General features: G+C 70.5%; 18 protein-coding genes, 2 tRNA genes and 1 other RNA gene. 6 read left to right on the top strand and 15 right to left on the bottom strand.

Features of this window, described 5'->3' with window-relative positions:
* Positions 1 to 2 precede the first annotated feature (2 nt).
* The 7 genes from AC2AXK_RS11210 to ffs form a co-directional block, all read right to left on the bottom strand.
* Entirely contained in the window at positions 3 to 602 is a 600-nt protein-coding gene (locus tag AC2AXK_RS11210) for a DUF5063 domain-containing protein (protein WP_484345738.1), read from the bottom strand.
* Between the two features lie 35 nt (positions 603 to 637).
* On the bottom strand, positions 638 to 1,237 hold the full coding sequence (recR, locus tag AC2AXK_RS11205; protein WP_484345467.1) for a recombination mediator RecR: 600 nt from the start codon (positions 1,235 to 1,237) through the stop codon (positions 638 to 640).
* Positions 1,238 to 1,564: 327 nt separating this feature from the next.
* Positions 1,565 to 3,946 (bottom strand): DNA polymerase III subunit gamma and tau, encoded by a 2,382-nt coding sequence (locus AC2AXK_RS11200; protein ID WP_484345466.1) that lies wholly within the window; start codon positions 3,944 to 3,946, stop codon positions 1,565 to 1,567.
* 287 nt (positions 3,947 to 4,233) lie between these two features.
* Positions 4,234 to 4,911 carry a methionine ABC transporter permease gene (locus AC2AXK_RS11195; RefSeq protein ID WP_484345465.1) on the bottom strand — a complete coding sequence of 226 codons (678 nt, stop codon included), beginning with the start codon at positions 4,909 to 4,911 and terminating at the stop codon, positions 4,234 to 4,236.
* Complete coding sequence (locus AC2AXK_RS11190) at positions 4,908 to 6,029, bottom strand: methionine ABC transporter ATP-binding protein (protein WP_484345464.1); 1,122 nt, start codon at positions 6,027 to 6,029, stop codon at positions 4,908 to 4,910. Before AC2AXK_RS11190 ends, AC2AXK_RS11195 begins: the two co-directional genes overlap by 4 nt.
* A 126-nt stretch (positions 6,030 to 6,155) precedes the next feature.
* Positions 6,156 to 7,043, bottom strand: a complete 888-nt coding sequence (locus AC2AXK_RS11185) for a MetQ/NlpA family ABC transporter substrate-binding protein (RefSeq protein WP_484345463.1) — start codon at positions 7,041 to 7,043, stop codon at positions 6,156 to 6,158.
* 446 nt (positions 7,044 to 7,489) lie between these two features.
* Positions 7,490 to 7,586, bottom strand: an RNA gene (gene ffs, locus AC2AXK_RS11180) — signal recognition particle sRNA small type.
* A 115-nt stretch (positions 7,587 to 7,701) separates the two neighbouring features.
* Here ffs and AC2AXK_RS11175 point away from each other — a divergent pair.
* The 4 genes from AC2AXK_RS11175 to AC2AXK_RS11160 all read left to right on the top strand — a co-directional run bounded on the left by AC2AXK_RS11175 (position 7,702) and on the right by AC2AXK_RS11160 (position 9,386).
* Positions 7,702 to 7,786, top strand: a tRNA-Ser gene (locus tag AC2AXK_RS11175).
* Positions 7,787 to 7,920: 134 nt separating this feature from the next.
* The gene (locus AC2AXK_RS11170) at positions 7,921 to 8,217 is read left to right on the top strand and encodes a type II toxin-antitoxin system VapB family antitoxin (protein ID WP_484345462.1); all 297 of its coding nucleotides are present in this window, start codon (positions 7,921 to 7,923) and stop codon (positions 8,215 to 8,217) included.
* Between the two features lie 25 nt (positions 8,218 to 8,242).
* Positions 8,243 to 8,896, top strand: a complete 654-nt coding sequence (locus AC2AXK_RS11165) for a LytR C-terminal domain-containing protein (protein ID WP_484345461.1) — start codon at positions 8,243 to 8,245, stop codon at positions 8,894 to 8,896.
* 25 nt (positions 8,897 to 8,921) lie between these two features.
* The gene (locus AC2AXK_RS11160; RefSeq protein WP_484345460.1) at positions 8,922 to 9,386 is read left to right on the top strand and encodes a DUF4190 domain-containing protein; all 465 of its coding nucleotides are present in this window, start codon (positions 8,922 to 8,924) and stop codon (positions 9,384 to 9,386) included.
* Positions 9,387 to 9,468: 82 nt separating this feature from the next.
* Here the strand turns inward: AC2AXK_RS11160 and AC2AXK_RS11155 are convergent, their stop codons facing one another.
* The 6 genes from AC2AXK_RS11155 to AC2AXK_RS11130 all read right to left on the bottom strand — a co-directional run bounded on the left by AC2AXK_RS11155 (position 9,469) and on the right by AC2AXK_RS11130 (position 17,676).
* The gene (locus AC2AXK_RS11155; protein ID WP_484345459.1) at positions 9,469 to 11,532 is read right to left on the bottom strand and encodes a glycosyl hydrolase; all 2,064 of its coding nucleotides are present in this window, start codon (positions 11,530 to 11,532) and stop codon (positions 9,469 to 9,471) included.
* Positions 11,532 to 12,263: an efflux RND transporter periplasmic adaptor subunit gene (locus tag AC2AXK_RS11150; protein ID WP_484345458.1), complete on the bottom strand. Its 732-nt coding sequence runs from the start codon at positions 12,261 to 12,263 to the stop codon at positions 11,532 to 11,534. The genes AC2AXK_RS11155 and AC2AXK_RS11150 overlap by 1 nt, the downstream gene beginning before the upstream one ends.
* Positions 12,260 to 14,062 (bottom strand): glycosyltransferase family 2 protein, encoded by a 1,803-nt coding sequence (locus AC2AXK_RS11145; protein WP_484345457.1) that lies wholly within the window; start codon positions 14,060 to 14,062, stop codon positions 12,260 to 12,262. The genes AC2AXK_RS11150 and AC2AXK_RS11145 overlap by 4 nt, the downstream gene beginning before the upstream one ends.
* A gap of 550 nt (positions 14,063 to 14,612) precedes the next feature.
* Complete coding sequence (locus AC2AXK_RS11140) at positions 14,613 to 15,530, bottom strand: LLM class F420-dependent oxidoreductase (protein WP_484345456.1); 918 nt, start codon at positions 15,528 to 15,530, stop codon at positions 14,613 to 14,615.
* 9 nt (positions 15,531 to 15,539) lie between these two features.
* On the bottom strand, positions 15,540 to 16,826 hold the full coding sequence (locus tag AC2AXK_RS11135; protein WP_484345455.1) for a hypothetical protein: 1,287 nt from the start codon (positions 16,824 to 16,826) through the stop codon (positions 15,540 to 15,542).
* A 544-nt stretch (positions 16,827 to 17,370) separates the two neighbouring features.
* Positions 17,371 to 17,676 carry a nuclease-related domain-containing protein gene (locus tag AC2AXK_RS11130; RefSeq protein WP_484345454.1) on the bottom strand — a complete coding sequence of 102 codons (306 nt, stop codon included), beginning with the start codon at positions 17,674 to 17,676 and terminating at the stop codon, positions 17,371 to 17,373.
* Positions 17,677 to 18,041: 365 nt separating this feature from the next.
* Between AC2AXK_RS11130 and AC2AXK_RS11125 the strand changes: the two genes are divergently transcribed.
* Entirely contained in the window at positions 18,042 to 18,410 is a 369-nt protein-coding gene (locus tag AC2AXK_RS11125) for a hypothetical protein (RefSeq protein ID WP_484345453.1), read from the top strand.
* Positions 18,411 to 18,520: 110 nt separating this feature from the next.
* Here the strand turns inward: AC2AXK_RS11125 and AC2AXK_RS11120 are convergent.
* Positions 18,521 to 18,610, bottom strand: a tRNA-Ser gene (locus AC2AXK_RS11120).
* A gap of 152 nt (positions 18,611 to 18,762) precedes the next feature.
* Here AC2AXK_RS11120 and AC2AXK_RS11115 point away from each other — a divergent pair.
* Positions 18,763 to 19,608: an NAD-dependent protein deacetylase gene (locus tag AC2AXK_RS11115; protein ID WP_484345737.1), complete on the top strand. Its 846-nt coding sequence runs from the start codon at positions 18,763 to 18,765 to the stop codon at positions 19,606 to 19,608.
* Here AC2AXK_RS11115 and AC2AXK_RS11110 read toward each other — a convergent pair.
* A complete protein-coding gene (locus AC2AXK_RS11110; RefSeq protein WP_484345736.1) occupies positions 19,571 to 20,011 on the bottom strand; it encodes a nucleoside deaminase in 441 nt (146 codons plus the stop codon). The two genes, AC2AXK_RS11115 and AC2AXK_RS11110, sit on opposite strands and share 38 nt — an antisense overlap.
* Between the last annotated feature and the right edge of the window lie 27 nt (positions 20,012 to 20,038).

The following is a 20,038-nucleotide window of genomic DNA, read 5'->3' as shown; positions in this document are numbered from 1 at the left end:
GGTCAGGACTGGAGCGCGTCGTACTCCGCCTCGGCGGCGACGTCGTCGTCTACGTCGAGGCGCAGGTGGGCGAGGATGAGCTGGAGCACGCGCAGCGCGCTGGCAGCGCGCTCGCCCCAGGAGGACAGGTAGGAGAACTGCCACCACCACAGGGCCTCGACCTCGTGGCCGGCGTCGTAGTGCTGGAGCCCCTGGGTCAGCGCGGACGCCACCGTCGCGAGGTCCGCGGAGAGGCTGGCCCCGCCCACCTCGACCCCGAGCACGGGGTCGATCACCTCGACGTACTCGTCGAGCCCGTCGAGGACCCGAGCGAGCCCCACCCGCAGCGGGTCGAGGTCGACGTCCTCGCCGTCGTCGGGCTCGAACCGGTGGGCCGGGACGACGTCGACCATGGCACCCAGGCGGGCGCCCGCTCCGAGGATGTCCGACGTCGCGAGGAGCAGCAGGGAGATCGCCGCCTCGGGGGCACCGCCGGAGGCGACCTCCGCGCAGGTCTGCACGAACCGGGCCGCCTGGGGCGCTACCGCGCGCGCGACCGAGGCGACGTCCGCCGGGTCGGACTCGGTCGGGGTGCGCGGGTTCGTCGGGCCTTCGTCCGTCATGCTCGTTGCGCTCACTGCGTCCCCCGTGGTGTGTGTCATCCTCCGACCAGCCTACGGCCCTCGAAAGCTCGGCCGAGCGTGACCTCGTCGGCGTACTCCAAGTCTCCCCCGACGGGCAGACCGGACGCCAGGCGCGTGATGCGCAGGCCCATCGGACCGAGCATCCGTGCGAGGTAGGTGGCTGTCGCCTCTCCCTCGACGTTCGGGTCCATCGCGAGGATGACCTCCTGGACGGTGCCGTCCGCGAGCCGCGTGAGCAGCTCCTTGATGCGCAGGTCGTCGGGTCCGACGTTGTCGATCGGGTTGATGGCGCCGCCGAGCACGTGGTACCGACCCCGGAACTCGCGGGTCCGTTCGATCGCGACGACGTCCTTGGCCTCCTCGACGACGCAGATGGCCGTCAGGGAGCGCCGGGGATCCCGGCACACGCGACAGAGCTCGTCCTCCGCGACGTTGCCGCAGATGTCGCAGAACCGCACCCGCGCCTTGACCTCGGTGAGCACCTCCGCGAGGCGACGGACGTCGGACGCCTCCGCCGCGAGCAGGTGGAAGGCGATCCGCTGCGCGCTCTTGGGCCCGATGCCGGGCAGCCGGCCGAGCTCGTCGATGAGGTCCTGGACCACTCCTTCATACACACCCCCAGCCTACGCGGGCGCTCCGAGAGGGCCGGACACGAGCGGCACGGGACGGGACGGGACGGATCCTGACACCGGGGCGCATAGCGCGGGAAACGACGACATCCGCCGCCGTGGCGGGAAACGTCGCGATGCATCGCGATCAATCGTCATTCATCATGATTGATCATCGTTCTTCGCGATGGGTGGGTACATGTCCTGACAAAGGGGCATAAATGCCGACGAATGGGTATTCGCAGCATGCTCGTTGCCGCGCCCTCGTGCCGTTTCAGGCTAACACATCCACTGACCGCAAGTATGAACAGCGGTATGTGAAGGTGAATGTTTTTATTGCCCGTCGATGATCTCGTCGATGACCCGTCCACCGAGCATCTGGGTCACGAGCGGCACACCGACGAGACCCGACGACGCGAGGTCCTCGTCGTCGGGCTGGGGGTCGTCGACGACACGAGAGCGCGCGTCGAGCGCCTGCCGCGACTCCGCCGCACGCCGCTCCGCCGCCTGGCGCGGGGTCTCGCCCCCACCCGGCGCGTACTCGGGGCCGGCGTCGTAGTCGGCCGGTGGCTCGGGGGCGTCCTCGTCCACCACCCGTGCGGGCGCCGCGACCGGCCCGCGGGGCGCCTGGGGGTCCGGCGGGGTCGGAAGAGCGACGCGCGCCACCGGTGCCGCCGGCGCGTCCCAGGAGGCGGCGGCCGCCGCAGGGTCGACGCCCGCGATCCGTGGGCCCGCCCCGCCCCCGCCGGTCGCGGACGACGCCCGGTCGTTCGTCGCGCGCGCCGCCGGGCGGGCGCCGTCGTCGACGCCACCCTCGACCCGCACGTCGAAGCCGAGGGTCTCGCGCACGGCACGCTGCACGAGCTCCGCACCGGGGCTGTTACGGAACGTCGTGGCGAGCCCCGCGGAGGAGAAGGTCAGGGACAGGGTCGTGTCGGTGAGCTCCGCAACCTGGGCGTTCTGACTCACCAGGGCCCAGGTCGCCTTGCGGAGCCTGCTCAGCGTGTCGAGCACCTCAGGCCACCTCCGCCGCAGCATCTCGGTGTTCGTGGCCTGCGTGGCGGCGGAGGCAGGCACGGCAGCGGAGGCAGGCGCACCCGCTGCGGGCGCCGACGACGCCGGGGCAGCCTGGGGTGCTGGAACAGCCGGGGAGCCGGCGCCAGGGCGCGCGGCGGGCTGACCCTGCGACACTGCCCGCTCCCGCGTGTCCTGCCGCGGCTGCGGGTCCGGCTGCGGGGCCGGCTCCGGCTGCGCGTCCGGCTGCCGCTGCGCGTCCGGCTGCGAGCCTGCGTGTGGCGATGCCTGCCCCTGTGTCGGCGGCTCGGCGTGCGCCTGGACCGCCGGAGCGGTCTCCCATGGCGGGTCGTCATGGGACGTGACGGGCGTAGGGGCCGAGGAGGCGGACGCGGGAGACGCGGGCGCGGGGGACGCGGAGCCCACCTCCGCGGTCGTCGCCGTCACCGGAGCGGGTGCACTTCTGGTCGGGACGGGCGCGGTGCTGGCGGGGACGGGCGCGGTGCTGGCCGGGACAGGGGCCTGGCGGACTGCCGCGCCCCGTTCGAGCCGGTCGAGGCGGGCGGCCAGACCCGCGGTCGTGTCGTCGACGGCGGGCAGGAGGAGCCGGGCGCACAACAGCTCGAGGTGCAGCCGGGGCGAGGTCGCTCCGCTCATCTCGGACAGCGCAGCGTTCACGGTGTCCGCCGAGCGGGAGAGCTCGCCCGCGCCGAGGTTCGACGCCTGCGCCTGCATGCGCGCCATCTGGTCTGCGGGCACGTTGCGGAGCACCGCCTGCGCGGCGTCCCCCGAGACGGACAGGACGATGAGGTCGCGCAACCGCTCGAGCAGGTCCTCGACGAACCTCCGCGGCTCGTGACCGGTGGCGATGACGTGGTCGACGACACGGAACATGCTCGCGCCGTCCCGTGCCGCGAGCGCCTCCACGACGTCGTCGAGCAGCGTGACATGCGTGTATCCCAGCAAGGAGACGGCGCGTTCGTAGTCGAGCGCGCTGTCCTGCGCCCCGGCCATGAGCTGGTCGAGGACGGACAGGGAGTCACGGACGGAGCCACCTCCGGCGCGCACGACGAGGGGCAGGACGCCTGCGCCGACGCTGATTCCCTCGCTCTCGCACAGCTCGCCGAGGTACTCCTGGAGCGTGGTCGGCGACACGAGCCGGAACGGGTAGTGGTGGGTGCGTGAGCGGATCGTCCCGATGACCTTCTCGGGCTCGGTCGTCGCGAAGATGAACTTGAGGTACTCCGGCGGCTCCTCGACGATCTTCAGCAGCGCGTTGAAGCCCTGCGCCGTGACCATGTGGGCCTCGTCGAGGATGAAGATCTTGAAGCGGTCCCGGGACGGGGAGAACGTGGCCCGCTCGCGCAGCTCCCGGGCGTCGTCGACCCCGCCGTGGCTGGCTGCGTCGATCTCGACGACGTCGAGGCTGCCCGGGCCCCCGCGGGAGAGCTCCACGCACGACTCGCACTCCCCGCACGGGGTGTCCGACGGCGACTCAGGCGTGTTGCGGGCGCAGTTGAGGATGCGCGCGAGGATCCGGGCCGAGGTCGTCTTGCCGCACCCGCGCGGACCCGAGAAGAGGTAGGCATGGTTGACGCGGTCCGAGCGCAGCGCCTGCATGAGCGGCACGGTGACGTGCTCCTGCCCGATCACCTCGGCGAAGTTCTCGGGACGGTAGCGGCGGTACAGGGCTGTGCTCACGGACGCCACTCTAGACGCCGGCGCTGACAGGGCACCGGGCCGAGAGGGCCGCCGAGCCCCCCAGGTCCGGGCGGCCCGACGGCGGCGGCGCCAGCGCGGTCGTGGGTGCCGTCCGCACGATCGTCCAGCGCTGAAGCAGCATCACCGCGCCCCGGGTGCCCTCTCGGCCGACCTGCCGGGCACCACGGGTCGCAGCACTGGGCTGTGCCGCAGCGTGTCGAGCGTGCACCTCGAGGAGTCCGACGAACAGCACGGTGTGGACGAGGCTGCGCCGCAGCCTGGGCCAGTCAGCGGTGCAGGGCCTTGCGCGCCAGCCAGTTCCCGAGCAGCTGGGCGAGCTGGACGATGAGCACGATGACGACGACGACGACGAGCACGACCTCCCAGTTGAGGCGCTGGTAGCCGAACCGGATGGCGAAGTCGCCGAGCCCTCCTCCGCCGATGATGCCGGCCATCGCGGACATGTCGACGATCGCGACGAAGATGAAGGTGTACCCGAGGATGAGCGGGGCGAGCGCCTCGGGGATGAGCACAGACCACACGATGCGCAGGCGCGAGGCGCCCATCGCGCGCGCAGCCTCGATGACGCCCGGGTCGAGCGAGACGAGGTTCTGCTCGACGATCCGGGAGACCGCGAACGTCGTCATGATCGACAGCGGGAACGTCGCCGCGCCCGTACCCAGCGTCGTCCCCACCACCTCGAGCGTGAGCGGGCCCACGAGCGCGAGGAAGATGACGAACGGGATCGGTCGGACGATGTTCACGATGATGTTGAGCACCGCGAACACCGGGGAGTTGCTGAAGAGGTTGCCCTTGCGGGTCCCGTAGAGCGCGAGCCCGAGCAGGAGCCCGAAGAACCCGCCGGCGAGCAGGCTGACGGAGACCATGAAGGCGGTCTCGCCCACCGATTCGAGCAGCTGTGGGCCCAGCCGGTCCCAGTCGGTCTCCCGCGCGGCGAGGTTCATGACGCCTTCCCGACGGTCGTCCCGGTCGATGCCGCGGAGCTCCGGGGGCCTGTGGCGTCCGGGTCGGTGAGCGGCGCGGCCGCTGTCCCGAGGTCGATGACCGTCGTCGAACGGCGCAGGTCCGTGAGGAACGCGCGGATCTGCGCGTCGTCCCCCTCGAGCGCGACGGTGAGACTGCCGAAGGGCCGCTCGGAGATCTCGGTGATCCCGCCGTAGACGATGGTGCCGTCGACGGCGTGCTCACGCAGCGCCCGGGTGAGGTCGGTGCTCGACGCCCCGTCCTCCCGGACCCCGATGGTGACCATCCGCCCGGGATGGCGTCGCCGCAGGCGCTCGAGCGCCGCGGGGCTGGGCCGGTCCTTGAGGGAGGTGCCGACGAAGCGCTTCGTCGCCGGGTGCTCCGGGTCGGCGAACACCCGGTACACCTCGCCGGACTCCACGACCTTGCCGTTCTCCATGACTGCGACGCGGTCGCACATGTACTTCACGACGTCCATCTCGTGCGTGATGACGACGACCGTGACGCCCAGCTCCTGGTTGACGCGACGCAAGAGGTTGAGGACGTCCTGCGTCGTCTCGGGGTCGAGGGCGCTCGTCGACTCGTCCGCGAGGAGGATCTTGGGGTCGGTCGCCAGGGCGCGCGCGATGCCGACGCGCTGCTTCTGTCCACCCGAGAGCTGCCCCGGGTACTGCCGGGCCTTGTCGGAGATGCCGACGAACTCGAGCAGCTGCGCGACGCGTTCCTTGCGCCTGGCCCTCGGCCACCCGGCGACCTCGAGCGGGTAGGCGACGTTCCCGGCGACCGTCCGCGAGGACAGGAGGTTGAACTGCTGGAAGATCATGCCGATGCCCGCGCGGACGGACCGCAGCTCCTTCTCGGGCAACCGGCTCACGTCCTGGCCGTCGACGAGGACCTGGCCGGACGTCACCGGCTCGAGGGCGTTGATGAGACGCACGAGGGTCGACTTGCCGGCGCCGGAGTACCCGATGACGCCGAAGATCTCCCCCGCGGCGACGTCGAGGGTCACGCCGTCCACGGCACGCACCTCGCCCGACGAGGTCCGGAAGATCTTCGTCGCGTCCTTGAAACTCACCATCGCGGGCGCGGTGCCGCTCATCGGTGCTCCATCCCTCGTCCGTCGCCAGTCATCCTGCCAGCCGTGCGCGACGGCGGCCCGGACGGTCCGGATCCTGTCCGGTACCGCCGGGCCACCCCCGACCGTGCGTTGCGCCGTGCGGCGACGTCAGCCCTGGGACTCGATGTCGGCGGTGATCTCCGCGAGGTAGCCCTGGAGCTCCTCCGCGCTCTGGTTCGCGATGACGGCGGAGCCGCCCGAGGCCTCGAGGAGAGCGGCCTCGACCTCGGAGTCGTGGAAGATCTCGACGAGCTTGAGGTACGTCTCGTTGTCCTTGTCCTCGGCCCGCGCCACGAAGATGTTGATGTAGGGGCGCGCACCCTCGGAGTCCGCCTCGTCCTGGTAGAGGGCGTTCTCGGGTGTGAGCCCGGCGTCGAGCACGAAGTCGTTGTTGATGATCGACCCGGCGACGGACGGCAGGCTGATCGCGGTCTGCGCGGCGTCGACGGGGATGACGCTCACGCGTGAGGACTCGAGGACCTCGGTCTCGTCGGAGAAGGGTGACCCGCCGTCCTCGAGCTCGACGAGGCCGGCGTCCTGGAGGACGAGCAGGGCCCGGGAGAGGTTGGTGGGATCGTTCGGGATGGCGATCTCGCCGCCCTCGGGGATGTCTTCCACGCTGCTGTACTGGGTGGAGTACAGGGCGAGGGGGTAGACCGCGGTGGCGCCGATGGGCGTGAGGTCCTCCCCCGAGGTGGCGTTGTAGTCCGCGAGGTAGAGCAGGTGCTGGAACTGGTTCAGGTCCAGCTCCTCCTGTGCGAGCGCGGGGTTCGGCTGCGTGTACTCCGTGAAGTTCACGAGCTCGACCTCGATGCCCTCGGCCTGCGCCTTCTCGATGAAGATCGGCCACTGCTCGTCGGAGTCGTTGACGACGCCGATGCGGATGGGCTCCGACTCGTCCTCGTCGGTGCCGCAGGCGGCGAGACCGAGCACGAGAGCGGAGGCAGCAAGGGCGGCGAACGTCTTCGAACGGGCGGTGCGGGCGGTGCGGGACATGGTGTTCCTTCCGGTGTGCGCAGGTGCGCGCGGGGGCAAAGGTCGCGGAGGTGGGTGGCCGACGGCCGGGCCGGGGCGGTTGTCGGCGGACGACGTCGGACGACTCAGGGCTGCGGCCCTGTCCGGCGGGCCCGGGGCCCGGCCCGTGTCGTCGCAGTGGGGCGCCGCTGCGCGGCGTGTGTCGGGGTCCTCCCCCGATCCGGGTGTGACGCTCGGGTCAGCGACAACACCCGCCGGGCATCATGCCCGGGCGGCAGCACGCCTGCGGCGAGCGGCACAGGGTGCTGGCTCGTCGCGTGCGGGTGCTGGTGGTGACCATGAGTCACATCATGCGCGGCGTTCGACCGCCATTTCCACTCCGCGGACACCCGGTTCCAGCATGCGGACGTGACGCGGGCCACATGGTGGGCACCGCGATGGCGGGCGCCCCGGATGGCCCCGGGCATGAAAAGGACCCCCCGCACACCCGTCAGAGCTCACCTGCCCTTGCTGCCTTCCGGCCCTGGGGGAGTTCAGCGAGATGACGCCGCACGAGGGGTCTGGGGAAACACTAACCCGGAGCGCGGGCCCCGCCCAAACGTGCGGCCGCGCAGGGGCGATTCGGTGTCCGCCCGGTTCTTGGGTATCCTCGTCAGGCTGGGTCCGCCCGGTGCGTCACGGAGGATTCGCCTAGTGGCCTATGGCGCCGTCTTGGAAAGGCGGTTGGGTTCACGCCCTCGGGGGTTCGAATCCCCCATCCTCCGCCGCGACGAAGGGCCTGTCTCCCACCGAGGAGACAGGCCCTTCGTCATATGCCGCGCACCTGGGTCGCTCGGGTCATGCCGTGACCACCAGATCTCCACACGAGGGACATCCCGCCCCGTCTAGACTTGCGGCCATGATCTTCAAGCGCGTCGGGGACGGCCGGCCCTACCCCGACCACGGACTCGTCACGGCGAAGGACTGGTCGTCCGTCGCCCCACGGCAGGTCCGCCTCGACGAGCTCGTCACGACCAAGCGCACCCTCAACCTCGACAACCTCCTCGCGGAGGACTCGACGTTCTACGGGGACCTCTTCGCGCACGTCGTGCAGTACGAGGGCGTCATGTACCTCGAGGACGGCCTGCACCGCGCCGTCCGCGCAGCGCTGCAGCAACGTGGCCTCCTGCACGCGCGCGTCCTCGTGCTCGATTGATCCCGACGGGCGGTAAATTTCTCAGATGACCACGCCGGACGACGTCAAGCGTGCGCGCACGCTGCGCAGACGCCACAAGCAGGAACGCCAGGCTGTGATATTCGGCGTCCTCATCGCCTTCCTTGCCGTCACCGGCCTCGGGGCGCTCGCCGTGTACACCGGCACCGTCGACCCACCGTTCGAGCGTGACTTCACCTACGCCACGAAGCAGACCGACGAGCAGTACCCGCAGGCGTGCCTGCCCGACGGCACCATGCCGGTGCCCAGCGGTGACATCACTCTCAACGTCTTGAACGCCACCGACCGTGCGGGCCTCGCCACCGTCGCCGCCGAGACCCTCGCCGAGCGCGGGTTCGCTGTCGCGACCACCGGGAACGCCTCGGTCGACCTCGCGAGCGTCCGCATCTCCTTCGGGGCGGCCGGGCTCGCCCAGGCGTACACGGTCGCGGCCCACTTCAGCGAGAGCGACCTCTACTACGACGCACGCGCGGACGCGACGATCGACGTCACGCTGGGCGACGAGTTCGAGTCGCTCAGCGAGGAGGTCGCCCTGGATCCCGCGATCGCGATGATCTCCCGCGAAGGCTGCCTCCCGCTCGACCAGATCGCGCCCGAGCAGCTACCCACCCCGGAGCCCACCACAGAAGAGGCACCAGCTGAGGGCGAGCCCGCCGCATGACCGTCCCCATGACCCGAGGAGTGCAATGTCCGAGCCGAACCTGAGCAAGGATCCCCGCCCCGGTGCGGGCGCGTCCGGGTCGTACCCCGACCCGACCGGCGGTGCGTTCAGCCCTTACCGTCAGGGCCCGTCAGCGTGGGACGAGCCGGCCGCTCCCCAGGTCCCGACGTACGAGGCGCCGAGCTATGACCCGCCCACCTACCAGTCCCCCGCCGGCGGTCCGGGCTACGTGGGCAGGCCGACGAACGCCATGGCGATCGGGTCGCTCGTCGCGTCCATCGCCGGCTGGACGCTCGTCCCTGTCCTGGGCTGGATCGTCGGCATCGTCCTCGGGCACATCGCGCGCTCCCAGCTGCGCACGAGCGGCGAGCAGGGCGCGGGCTTCGCTGTGGCCGGACTGGTGATCAGCTACGTGAGCCTGTTCCTCGTCGTCGGGATCGTGTTCCTGCTCGGCATGGTGATCTTCGGGCTGAGCTTCGGGTTCATGTAGCGCGACCGGGCACCTGCACGACACGGCACGGGCCGGACCGCTTCTCAGCGGTCCGGCCCGTGCCGTGTCGGGTGCTGCGCCGTCAGCCGAGCTGGGCCATGATCGACGCGAGCATGTAGCTGCGGGTGTTGCCGTCGTCGATGGTGTCGTCGGACAGCCCACGCGCTGCGACGAGGGCCTCCTCGGCAGCCTCCGGCCCGGCGAGCGCGGAGTACATGAGGAGGAAGTCGCCGAACATGACCTCGTAGCTGTCCGATCCGCCGAGCTCGGACTCGAGGTTCACCGCGATGCGCTCCGGGTCGCTCGCCAGGTACTCGCTCACGGGGCTCATGGGGAGCACGACGATGCCGAGCATGGCGCCCGGCTCGGCGCTGAACCACGTCGCGTAGTCACGCTTTCCGCCCCACACGAGGCTCGTGACGGTGTAGTCGAAGCCGTCGTAGACGGGCTCGTCGAGCGGGAAGTTCGTCCAGTAGGCCGACGACGACGCGGCCTCGGCGGAGAGCATCCACCGGGCCTGCTCCGCGAGGCCGTCGTTGCCGCTGGCCGACGCCCACAGACCCAGGCCGTTCCAGGCGGTGACCGCCTCGGAGCTCGACTCCTGGTTGTTGCCGTCGGCGAACGGCGAGGTCCCGGACGCCCACGAGTGGCCCTTGTAGACGTCGAACGCACGCAGCGCCGGCACCTCCGCTGACGTCACGGGCGACGCGATGTCCGCGGCGAGGACGTCCATCACCGGTCGCAGCTGCTCCGCGAGAGCAGGGTCGTCCGCGGCGAGCACGCCCGCGGAGTAGAGGAAGTACCCGTAGTGGAAGTGGTGGTCGTTGAACTCCTCGGACCCGAACGACGGCGTGAGGCCCACGACGCCGCGCATCACGTCGTCGTAGACGAAGCAGCGCGCCTCGCGTGTGTCGCACCCGTCGGGCTCGGCCCACTCGGAGATGCGGGCCTCGAGCTCCTCCCGCAGGGGTGCAGCGACGTCGTCGAGACCGAGCTCCTCGGCGAGGACGAGGAGGTTCGTGTCGCGGTACAGCGCCTTGCCGCCGAAGTAGGTGTCGGAGGGGGCAGCGGGGATCGCGGCGATGTCCGCACGGACCTGCTCGGCGAGCTCGGCCCGGTGCTCGTCGCTCAGGCCCTCGAGGTCGAGGGTCCCTTGCGGCTCCACGACGGGCACGCCCCACGACAGCTCCGTGCCGGAGCACAGCTGCACGGTGCCGTAGACGGTGTCGTACGTGCCGAGGTCGCAGTCGTCCCCCTCGCCGGTCGACTGCTCCTGGTGGGGCATCCGGACGATCGCCGTGGGGTCGCCGGACGCCGTGGTGTACGTGACGGTCGTGGTCGACGCACCGTCATCGATGCCGTAGCTGGAGCCTGTGCCCGTGACGGGGCTCGCCGCCAGCTCGACGAGAGCCGCGAGCGCCTCGTCGTCCGACGCTCCGTCGGCGGCGTCGGGCGCGACGACGACCGTCGCGACCTGACCGGCGGTGAGCGCCAGGGTAGAACCCTTCAGCGTGCCTGTCGTGGAGAGCCCGTAGGTCTGCTCCCCGACGGTCGCGCTCGGGACGTCCCCGTCCGAGAACGGGACGGAGAGCGAGACGTCCTGGTCGACGGCCGCGGTGTAGCTGACGAACGGCGACCCCTCGACGACGATCACGCTGCCGAGGTCGGCGCCGGCGTCGTCGCGCAGGGTCATCGTCACGCTCGCCGTGTCGTACGCGGTGACCGCGAACGACGCCGCCCCCACGTCGAGGCCGACGTCTTCCAGAGCGGGAGCGATGATGCCCTTCTCGCTCGTCAGGGGCGTCGGGAGACCCACTGCGAACCCGGAGGCGGTGGGGGTGTAGGCGAGCGGCATGGGGAACACGGGCATCGGCTTGTCGCCGAACACGAGTCCGGAGAACCATCTGTTCGTCGGCGGCAGGAGCCCGTCGTCGAGCCGCATCGTCGGTGGTTCCTTCTCCTCCTCCTCCCACTGCCGCACCGGGAGGGCCGCGACGAGGGCGTCCACGTCGTCGATCGATGCTTCAGCCACGGGCCCGTCCGGCGGCTTGGGTGCGCTCTCCGCATCGTCCGAGCCGCAGGCGGTCATCGTCAGCAGCACTCCGGCCAGAACGGTGGCAGGGAGGGCTGTCGCGAGGGCCCGCATCAGATGCCGATCTTTCGCAGGAAGGACTCGGCGCTGTGCTGCACGTCGGCCATGACGCCGTCGTCGCGCAGCTGGACGCTCGCCGTGACGGGGACGCCCGGCGTGATGAGGCCGTTCTCTGCGCCGCGCTCGAGCGCGGGGCTGACGATCTGGATGACGGCCTCGGCACGGTTGGCGTTCGTCACGACCTCGATGGTGTCGACGCTCCCCTCGATCTCGGTCTGGTTGGGCAGGACGAGCGTGACGTCGGCGCCGGGCTCGAGGCGCTCGTAGTCCGTGGGGTCGAGCGAGAACTCGGCGCGGACGAACAGCGAGTCGGCGCGCTCGATGCTGGCGAGGACGCGGCCGGCCTGGACGAACGCACCCGGTGCAACGTCGATGGTTTTGACGATGCCCGCCTCGGGGGCGGTGAACATCATGGTCCCGTCGGGCGTCACCTTGAAGGGTGCGGCGTCGGCGCGCACGAGGCCGATCGCGAGGTCGTGGGCCAGCGCCTGGCTCTGCACGGACACGATGACGTCACCTTCGGCGACCACGTCGCCGGGCTCCACGAACCGCTCGACGACGGTGCCCGCGTAGTCGGTGCCGAGCTCCACCTCCGCAGCTCCGATGGACGCGCTGCCGCTGCTCACCTGGGTGATGCGGCGGTTGAGGATGATGGTGAACGCGGCGACGACGGCGAGGATGAGGACGAGGCCGAGCAGGACACGGAAACGGTTGGACCAGGTCATCGGGCACCTCCGGTAGGGGCGGTCACGGTCTGTGCGGGGGCGGCGACGCGGCGGCCGGCCGACGAGGCCCGGCCGGGCTTCGCGGCACGCTTCTCGGCACGGTTGGCCGCAGCGATGGAGTGCGCCTCCTTCATCGCGGTGACGACGAACGCACCGAGGATGAGGGCGTTGGTCGCGTTCCATGCGAGGGCGAGACTGAGGGACCCGTCGTTCCAGTCCTTCCATGCCCCGACGATCGTCGTGAGGAGGAGGAACCAGAAGAACAGCACCTGCGGGACCATGAAGTTGAACGGGGACTTGGCGCGGCCGGCGGCGCCGGTGACGTGCCACTTCTGCTCCTTGCGGCAGATCGCGTTCCACAGGGCCTTGGTGTAGATGGGGAACGAGACGCTCGCGAGCATGAGGACCTCCCAGCGGAAGGACCCGAGGGTGAGGAACGCGATGGCGATCTGCATGACGTAGAAGCCGGCGTAGTAGAGCAACCAGGTCCCGGTTCCGATGGTGAGGTTCATCGGTGTGAGGTCGAAGAAGATCTGCAGCGGCGGGACGATGAGCAGGAGCAGGGGCGTGATCCCGGCCAGGTAGTGCGTCGCGGTCACCGTGTACTGCAGCCGCTGGTCCATGGTGAGCTTGCGGCGCAGGCCGAGCGGGTTCTGCTGGAGCATGATCTCGAACCCGCCGGTCGCCCACCGCAGCTGCTGCTTGGTGTACGCCTCGATCGTCTCCGGGGTGTCACCGACGGCGAGGGTCATGGGGATGTAGACGGAGCGCCATCCCCGCTCGTGGAGCATGAGCGAGGTCCACACGTCCTCCGACTTGGAGTCGGTGTGCATGCCGCCGATGTCGTTGATCGCGGCGCGCCGGAAGATGACGTTCGTGCCCACGCAGAAGGCCGCGTTGAAGCGGTTGCGACCGGGCTGGATGAACTTGTAGAACACGGCCTGCATGTACCCCGCGCCGCGGGAGATGAGGTTGTTGAGGTTGCCGTAGGTCTGCGGCGTCTGGACGAACGCGACGTGGTCGTTGATGAAGAACGGCACCGTCTCGACGAGGAAGTTCGGCCTGGGCACGAAGTCGGCGTCGAAGATCGCGAAGAAGTCGCCCTTGCTCAGGGCGAGGGCGTGGTTGACGTTGCCCGCCTTGGCGCCGTTGTTCGACAACCGGCGCACGTACCGCGCCCCGAGGTCCCCGGCGAGGTCGCGGACGGCGTCGGACTTGCCGTCGTCGAGGATCCACACGGTGTGGCGGCCGCGGATCTGCAGGGCCGCCGTGACGGTCTTGCGGATGACGTCGAGGGGTTCGCCGTACGTCGTGATGAACACGTCGACGACGATCGGCTTGTCGTGGAGGTAGAGGGTCCAGTCCCACGGGCGCGTCTCGGCCTTGTCGCGGATGATCTCCGCGACGTCGTGGAGCCGGTCCTGCGCGTCGTAGAACGCGAAGTCCCGGGGGTTGTAGCCGCTGGAGAGGATCGTCCACATGGCGAGGAGTGCCTGGAGGACGAGGATCGTCTCGGCCGTGATGACGAGCGCGTAGGGCAGGGCGTCACCGACGTTGGCAGGGTTGAGCAGGAAGATCGAGTAGGCGAGGACGCCGAGGGTCGCGAGGAGCACGACCATCATGAGCGACGGGGAGTGCCCGACGTGGGTGGCGCCGGAGTCGTCGGAGTCGGGGAGGGCTGACGCGTCGTCCGCGACGCCGAGCGCACTGTGCAGACGCTTCTGGGCGAGCACGTCGCCCGAGATGTTCTCGGTACGGCGTGGGGTGACGACGAGTCGTTCGAATTCGGAGACGGCCACTGTGGCCCCCTAACTGGTCCGGGCTCGTTCTGAGCGAGTCAGCGACTGGGGGACGGCGGCAGCTCTGGCGACGTCGGTTGCGACGGGCGACAGGTGCGTGGTGGCGGTTCCTGTCGGGACCCTCGGCGGTGGAGGTTGAGTTGTGTGCGGTGAGCCCTGCGGCTCGTCGCTAGGCAGGAAACGTAACTCGATAACGTTGGCCATGAGGGTTTTAGGACGTGACAAACGTCACAGAGATTCCACCCGCGATCTGGCAGTATCCTCCCGCGCGTCGCGATATAAGGGCTTCTTCAACAACCCCTCATGAGAGCGTTTACTCGGACGCTGACCAGCACTGTTGAGGAACGCTCGGGAGCGGCCTGGAACGGGTTGCGGCCCACGGGCGTCGTCCGGCGCGCGACGTATGTCCGGTGCGTGAGTGCTCCGGACGCGCACATGGCGCCGCGGATGCGCGTGGAAGCGCGTCCATCATGTGGACGCGTCGGGGCTCACGGCCCGGGCTGCCGACCCCCACGAGGCACCACGCGGGGGGGGTCGGCAGCGGCGTGGGTCACAGCTGGGGAGCGACCTCGCGGGCGACGAGCTCGAGGTGGTCGAGGTCGTGCAGGTCGAGCACCTGGAGGTAGACGCGTGTCGCGCCCAGGCCGGCGACGTGGGCGAGGCGCTCGACAGCCTCGTCGACGGTGCCGGCGATCCCGTGCTCCCGCAGCTCTGCGGGCTCACGGCCGATCGCCTCGGCGCGCCGGACGAACTCCGCCTCGTCCTTGCCGACGCACAGCACGAGCGCAGCCGAGTACGTGAGGTCGTCGGCGGCGCGGCCGATCTCGTCGCACGCCGACCGGACGCGCGCGAACTGCCCGGCGATCGCGTCGATCTCCGGGAACGCGGCGTTGAACTCCGTCGCGAACCGCGCGGCGATCGCCGGCGTCCGCCTGGGCCCGCCGCCGCCGACGATCACGGGGACGCGCTCCTGGACGGGCTTGGGCAATGCCGGGGCGTCGGTGAGCGTGTAGTGGTCCCCGCTGAAGGAGTACGTCTCCGCGACAGGCGTCTCCCACAGCCCTGTGATGATCTCGAGCTGCTCCTCGAGGATGCCGAAGCGCTTCGCGGGGAACGGCACCCCGTACGCCTCGTGCTCACGCTGGAACCACCCCGTGCCGAGCCCGAGCTCGACGCGCCCGCCGCTCATGTCGTCGACCTGCGCGACCTGGATCGCGAGCAGGCCGGGGTGCCGGAACGTCACGGGCGTGACGAGGGTGCCGAGGCGGATGCGGGAGGTCTCGCGGGCGAGGGCTGCGAGGGTGAGCCAGGCGTCGGACGGGCCGGGGAGCCCGTCCCCGCTCATGGTGAGCACGTGGTCGGAGCGGAAGAAGGCGTCGTAGCCGAGCTCCTCCGTCGCGCGGGCGACGGCGAGGAGGTCGGCGTGCGAGGCGCCCTGCTGGGGTTCGGTGAAGATTCTCAGGTCCATCGGACCAGCCTAGGCGCGCTCCGCCGGACGCCGCTCGAGCCCCCGCCACCTGCGGGGCACGGCCATGTCGGCCACCGTCACCACAGCGTGTGCCACGAGCGTCCACCCGAGGACGCGCCGCGACCGTCCGCTGCGACCTTCCGACGCGCCCCGTCGGAGCAGCGCAGCCGCGCCGGCAACGAGCGCGACGAGCTCCACTCCGGACAGCACCCAGTAGGCGGCGGGCCGGTGGATCCACATCCGCTGCAGGTCGTCGAGCACGCTCCGCTCGGCCGGCTCGGCCGGCTCGGTCGTGAGGGACGACCACACGCTGCGCACGAACGTCTGGGGCTCCACCCGACGCACGCCGGGCAGGTCCGACGGGTCGAGCCAGCCCTCGGCGACCTCGGCCGCCTGCTCGGGCAGGCCGAGGAGGCGCAGCACGTCGGTGAACGGGTCGTCCCGGTCCGGGTCGTCGAGGACGTCGCGCAGCTGCGCCGCCGCGACGGGTCCGAGCCCGAACTCGCGCGCGAGCGGCACGGGGTCGGCACGGGGTGGGTCGTAGAAGTCGAAGACGAGCGTCGTCACGTCCGCCTCGGGCTCGACGCCCTCCGACGGCTCGACGCGCATCCAGCGCGGACCCCACTCGTGGGCGGCGAGGATCGTGCCGTCCCGCATGACGCCGAGGCGGCGCCACGCGCCGTTGCGCTCGAGACCGACGTGCGCGCTGCGCGACGGGTAGGTCGCCACAGCCCCGAGGTCCGCACCGGGCTCGACGCCGGCCACGACGGCAGCTCCGTCGATCGTCGCGAACCACAGGGCCGAGTCCGCGACGCGCGCGACGTGCGGGGCCTCGGTGGAGCGCCACCGTCCGACGACCGCACCCGACCGCTGATGGATGACGAGACCGACGGCATCGTCGTGGGTGGGCTCGTCGGGGAGCTCGAGCTCGTCCCCGATCGAGCACGCGACGTCGAGCGCCCGCCCGAGGTACGTCACGACGTCGTCGCGCGTGAGGGAGGGGTACGGGCCGCTGACGGGGTTCTCGTCCGGCGCCCAGCGCAGCACCCGGCCGTCGCTCCACCCCAGGGTCCGCGCGACGATCCACCCGGGGGCGCCGAGGAGCGTGCCGTCGAGGACCTCCGCGGGGATACCCAGCTGCGTGAGGACGTCGGCGACCTCACCGGGCGTCGCGGCAGGCACGTGCTCGATCGCGTCCTCCGAGAGAGCCCCTTCACCGCGCGGGTCCCGCGGTTCGACGCTGACGTAGACGGGGACGAGCTCGAGCTGGTCGGTGTCGACGGAGACATCGTGCATGTCTCGAGTGTCACATATCGTGGCGCGGGTTCCCCCTGATCGAGCTAGTCGGGACCGACGGGAGCGCTCAGCCGCAGGCGAGGCGCCGGTCCACACCGGCTCGGATCCGGGTGCGCACGTTCGCGCTGTCCGTCCCAGGCGACACGCGGAAGAGATCGGCCCCGATCAGCCTGCGGGGGCAGAACGGCCCACCTTCCGGTTTGTAAACGGGCGAGATTCGTAGCGATTCGCGAACTGGGTCAACAGCGCAGACTCGACGTCCTTGGGTCTGCTTGCGGCGTCGGCCGCCACGCGACAACGCGTTCGTCTGCGTCGGCGAGGTGCCAGATGTAGCGGCCGCCCCAGCGGCTGACGGGTTTGCCAGCGCCGTGCCGGCGGTACTCGTCGAGCCGATTCCGCAAGCCACGCGTCCTCGCCACCGGCCTTGCCGATGTAGAGCACTGGCGCTCGATCCACCCATGCATCGGTCAGGAATGCTAGATCGACCGTCGGGGTCTTCCCCTTGCCCCTCGCAGGCTCTTCAACCGCTTGGCCTTCAGCTCCGTCAACCACAGGAGATTGGTCTCAGCCCCCCCCACCCACCCGCACTCGTTACACGCCAGGTCTGCTGGTTGCCACCGGTGGCCCCGTGCCACTCCTTGAGCTCGACGACCCACACGCGGGCCGGGGTGACGATGTCAGGATCCAGCTCAGCGGTTCGACCATGAAGGTCAACGAACGTGACGTTCGTCCAGCCGTAGGCCAGCGGGGTCGCGCAGACGACAGCGCGCGGACGCCCAAGTGCGTCTGCCTCCGCTGGGCTCGCTGGCTGGCCGAGCGACTCCCACTTCGTCGTCGGTCGGCGCCTCATGCTCGCAGTTGCCCCTGCGATTGTGCTACTCCGCAAGGTCCATCAGAGGGCGGCGCAGCAGGCCCACGAATGTGACACGTAGATGGAAGCGCTGCGCCTCGCACCGACCCACTGCCCGGCGGGCTTCCCTGGCCGGTATGAGGGCGTGGGCCGACTCGGGACTGCGCTTGCCTGTGCCGCCCCGCGCAACCACACTCCAGTGCATGACCATATGGACAGTCGATTTCATCTCCGCGTTCGGGTCATTGGTAGGAGGGCTCGCTGCGGCTGGCGCCCTTGCTTTTACAGGCCGTCAGGTGCGCCAAGCGACTCAGGACCGTCGCGCTCAGCGCGATCGAGAGCGGGACGGCGTCAGCGTCTCATGGGTGACCCTCGAGGCGCCCGACCACCCTGCGCAGGATGGATCCGCTCAGTGGCTCTACGAGTTCCGCGTCGACAACCCCGGCGGTCTGCCCATCGACGAAGTCGAGGCAACAGTGCATCTGCCGACGACGGCCCGGCGCGTGCGCTACAGCGGCCGTCTTGGAACCCCGACACAGACTCTCAAGCTCTACGCCCCCGTGATCGCGGCGCATTCCGATCGGTCATGGAAGCGACGACTCGCCATGCCATTCGACTCCAAGCGCGAACTGAAGAAGATGTACGCCGAGGTCTCCTTCACGACGACCACAGGAGAGCGCCGCGTCAATACATGGCCACGGCGCGGACGAGTCGCGGATCCTGACGACGCGTGACCCGCAGAGGTGAGAACACCCGACACGACGAAACCCCCTGCTCAGAGCCCTTCCGGGCCCCTCACAGGGGGTTCTGTCACTGCGCAGTCCTGAGCTTCGTCAGGACCCACTGGCGGTAGCGGTGAGATTCGAACTCACGGTGGACTTTCACCCACACACGCTTTCGAGGCGTGCTCCTTAGGCCACTCGGACACGCTACCTCGCCGAGAACAGTACCTGCCGGTGCCCCCAAGCTCCCAATCGGCGGGGCTGTGCGGCTCGCGGGGCGCCGCCCGGCACGCCTGAGCGCCTCGCAGGTGGGAGTCGTAGCCTGAATGACGTGGATACCGTCAGCCTCCGTACTGCCCCCGACCTGGCTCCCGGTCTCACCGCAGACCTCGAGCGACTCGTCGACCTCCTCGACGGCCGGACGATCGCCGCGCTCACCGGCGCGGGCGTCTCGACCGACTCCGGCATCCCCGACTACCGCGGCCCCGACTCACCGCCGCGCACCCCCATGACGTACCAGCAGTTCATCGGCGACCCCTCCTTCCGCCGGCACTACTGGGCGCGCAACCACGTCGGCTGGCAGCACGTACGGCGCGCCGAGCCGAACGCCGGGCACCTCGCCCTCGCCGACCTCGAGCGCGACGGTGTCCTCACCGGCCTCATCACGCAGAACGTCGACGGGCTCCACCAGGACGCGGGCAGCCGGAACCTCGTCGACCTGCACGGCACGTACGACCGCGTCATCTGCCTGTCCTGCCACCGGATCGTCTCCCGGGCGTCCCTCGCGGTCCGGCTCGAGGAGGCCAACCCGGGGTTCGTCGAGTCCGTGGGTGACGTCGCGGACATCGAGATCGCGCCCGACGCCGATGCCGTCATCGAGTCCACCGCCCACTTCCGCCCCGTGGACTGCGAGGTGTGCGGTGGGATCCTCAAGCCGGACATCGTCTACTTCGGGGAGAGCGTGCCCAAGGAGCGGGTCGCGCGGGCGTTCGCGATGGTCGACGCCGCGGACGCCCTGCTCGTGGCGGGCTCGTCGCTCACGGTCCACTCGGGCCTGCGGTTCGTCAAGCACGCCGCGAAGGCCGGGATGCCGGTCGTGATCGTCAACCGCGGCACCACCCGCGGCGACCCGCTCGCGACCCTGAGGCTCGACGCCGGCGCCACCGAGGTCCTCACGTACCTGCGCGGTGCGCTCCGAAGAACTCCCTGAGCAGCGCCGCGCACTCGTCCTCCCGGACTCCCCCGAGCACCTCGACGCGGTGGTTCATCCGGCGGTCCCGGACGATGTCCCACACCGACCCGGTCGCGCCCGCCTTGTCGTCCCACGCCCCGAGGACGAGCCGCGGCACGCGGGCCAGCAGGATCGCGCCCGCGCACATCGCGCACGGCTCGAGCGTCACGACGAGCGTGCAGCCCTCGAGCCGCCACTCCCCCACGGCCGCCGCCGCCTCGCGCAGCGCGAGCACCTCGGCGTGCGCCGTCGGGTCCCCCGTGGCCTCGCGCGCGTTGTGCCCGCGCCCGACGACGGACCCGTCCGGACCGAGCACGACGGCCCCGACCGGCACGTCGCCCGTGCCCAGCGCGAGCCGCGCCTCGTCGAGGGCGAGACCCATCGCGCTGCGGTACCGCCCGTCGTCGTG

The organism is Sanguibacter sp. Z6_81 (genome assembly GCF_057180625.1).
Note: the sequence above shows the minus strand (reverse complement) of the source record. Positions and strands in the feature narration are given on the sequence as shown.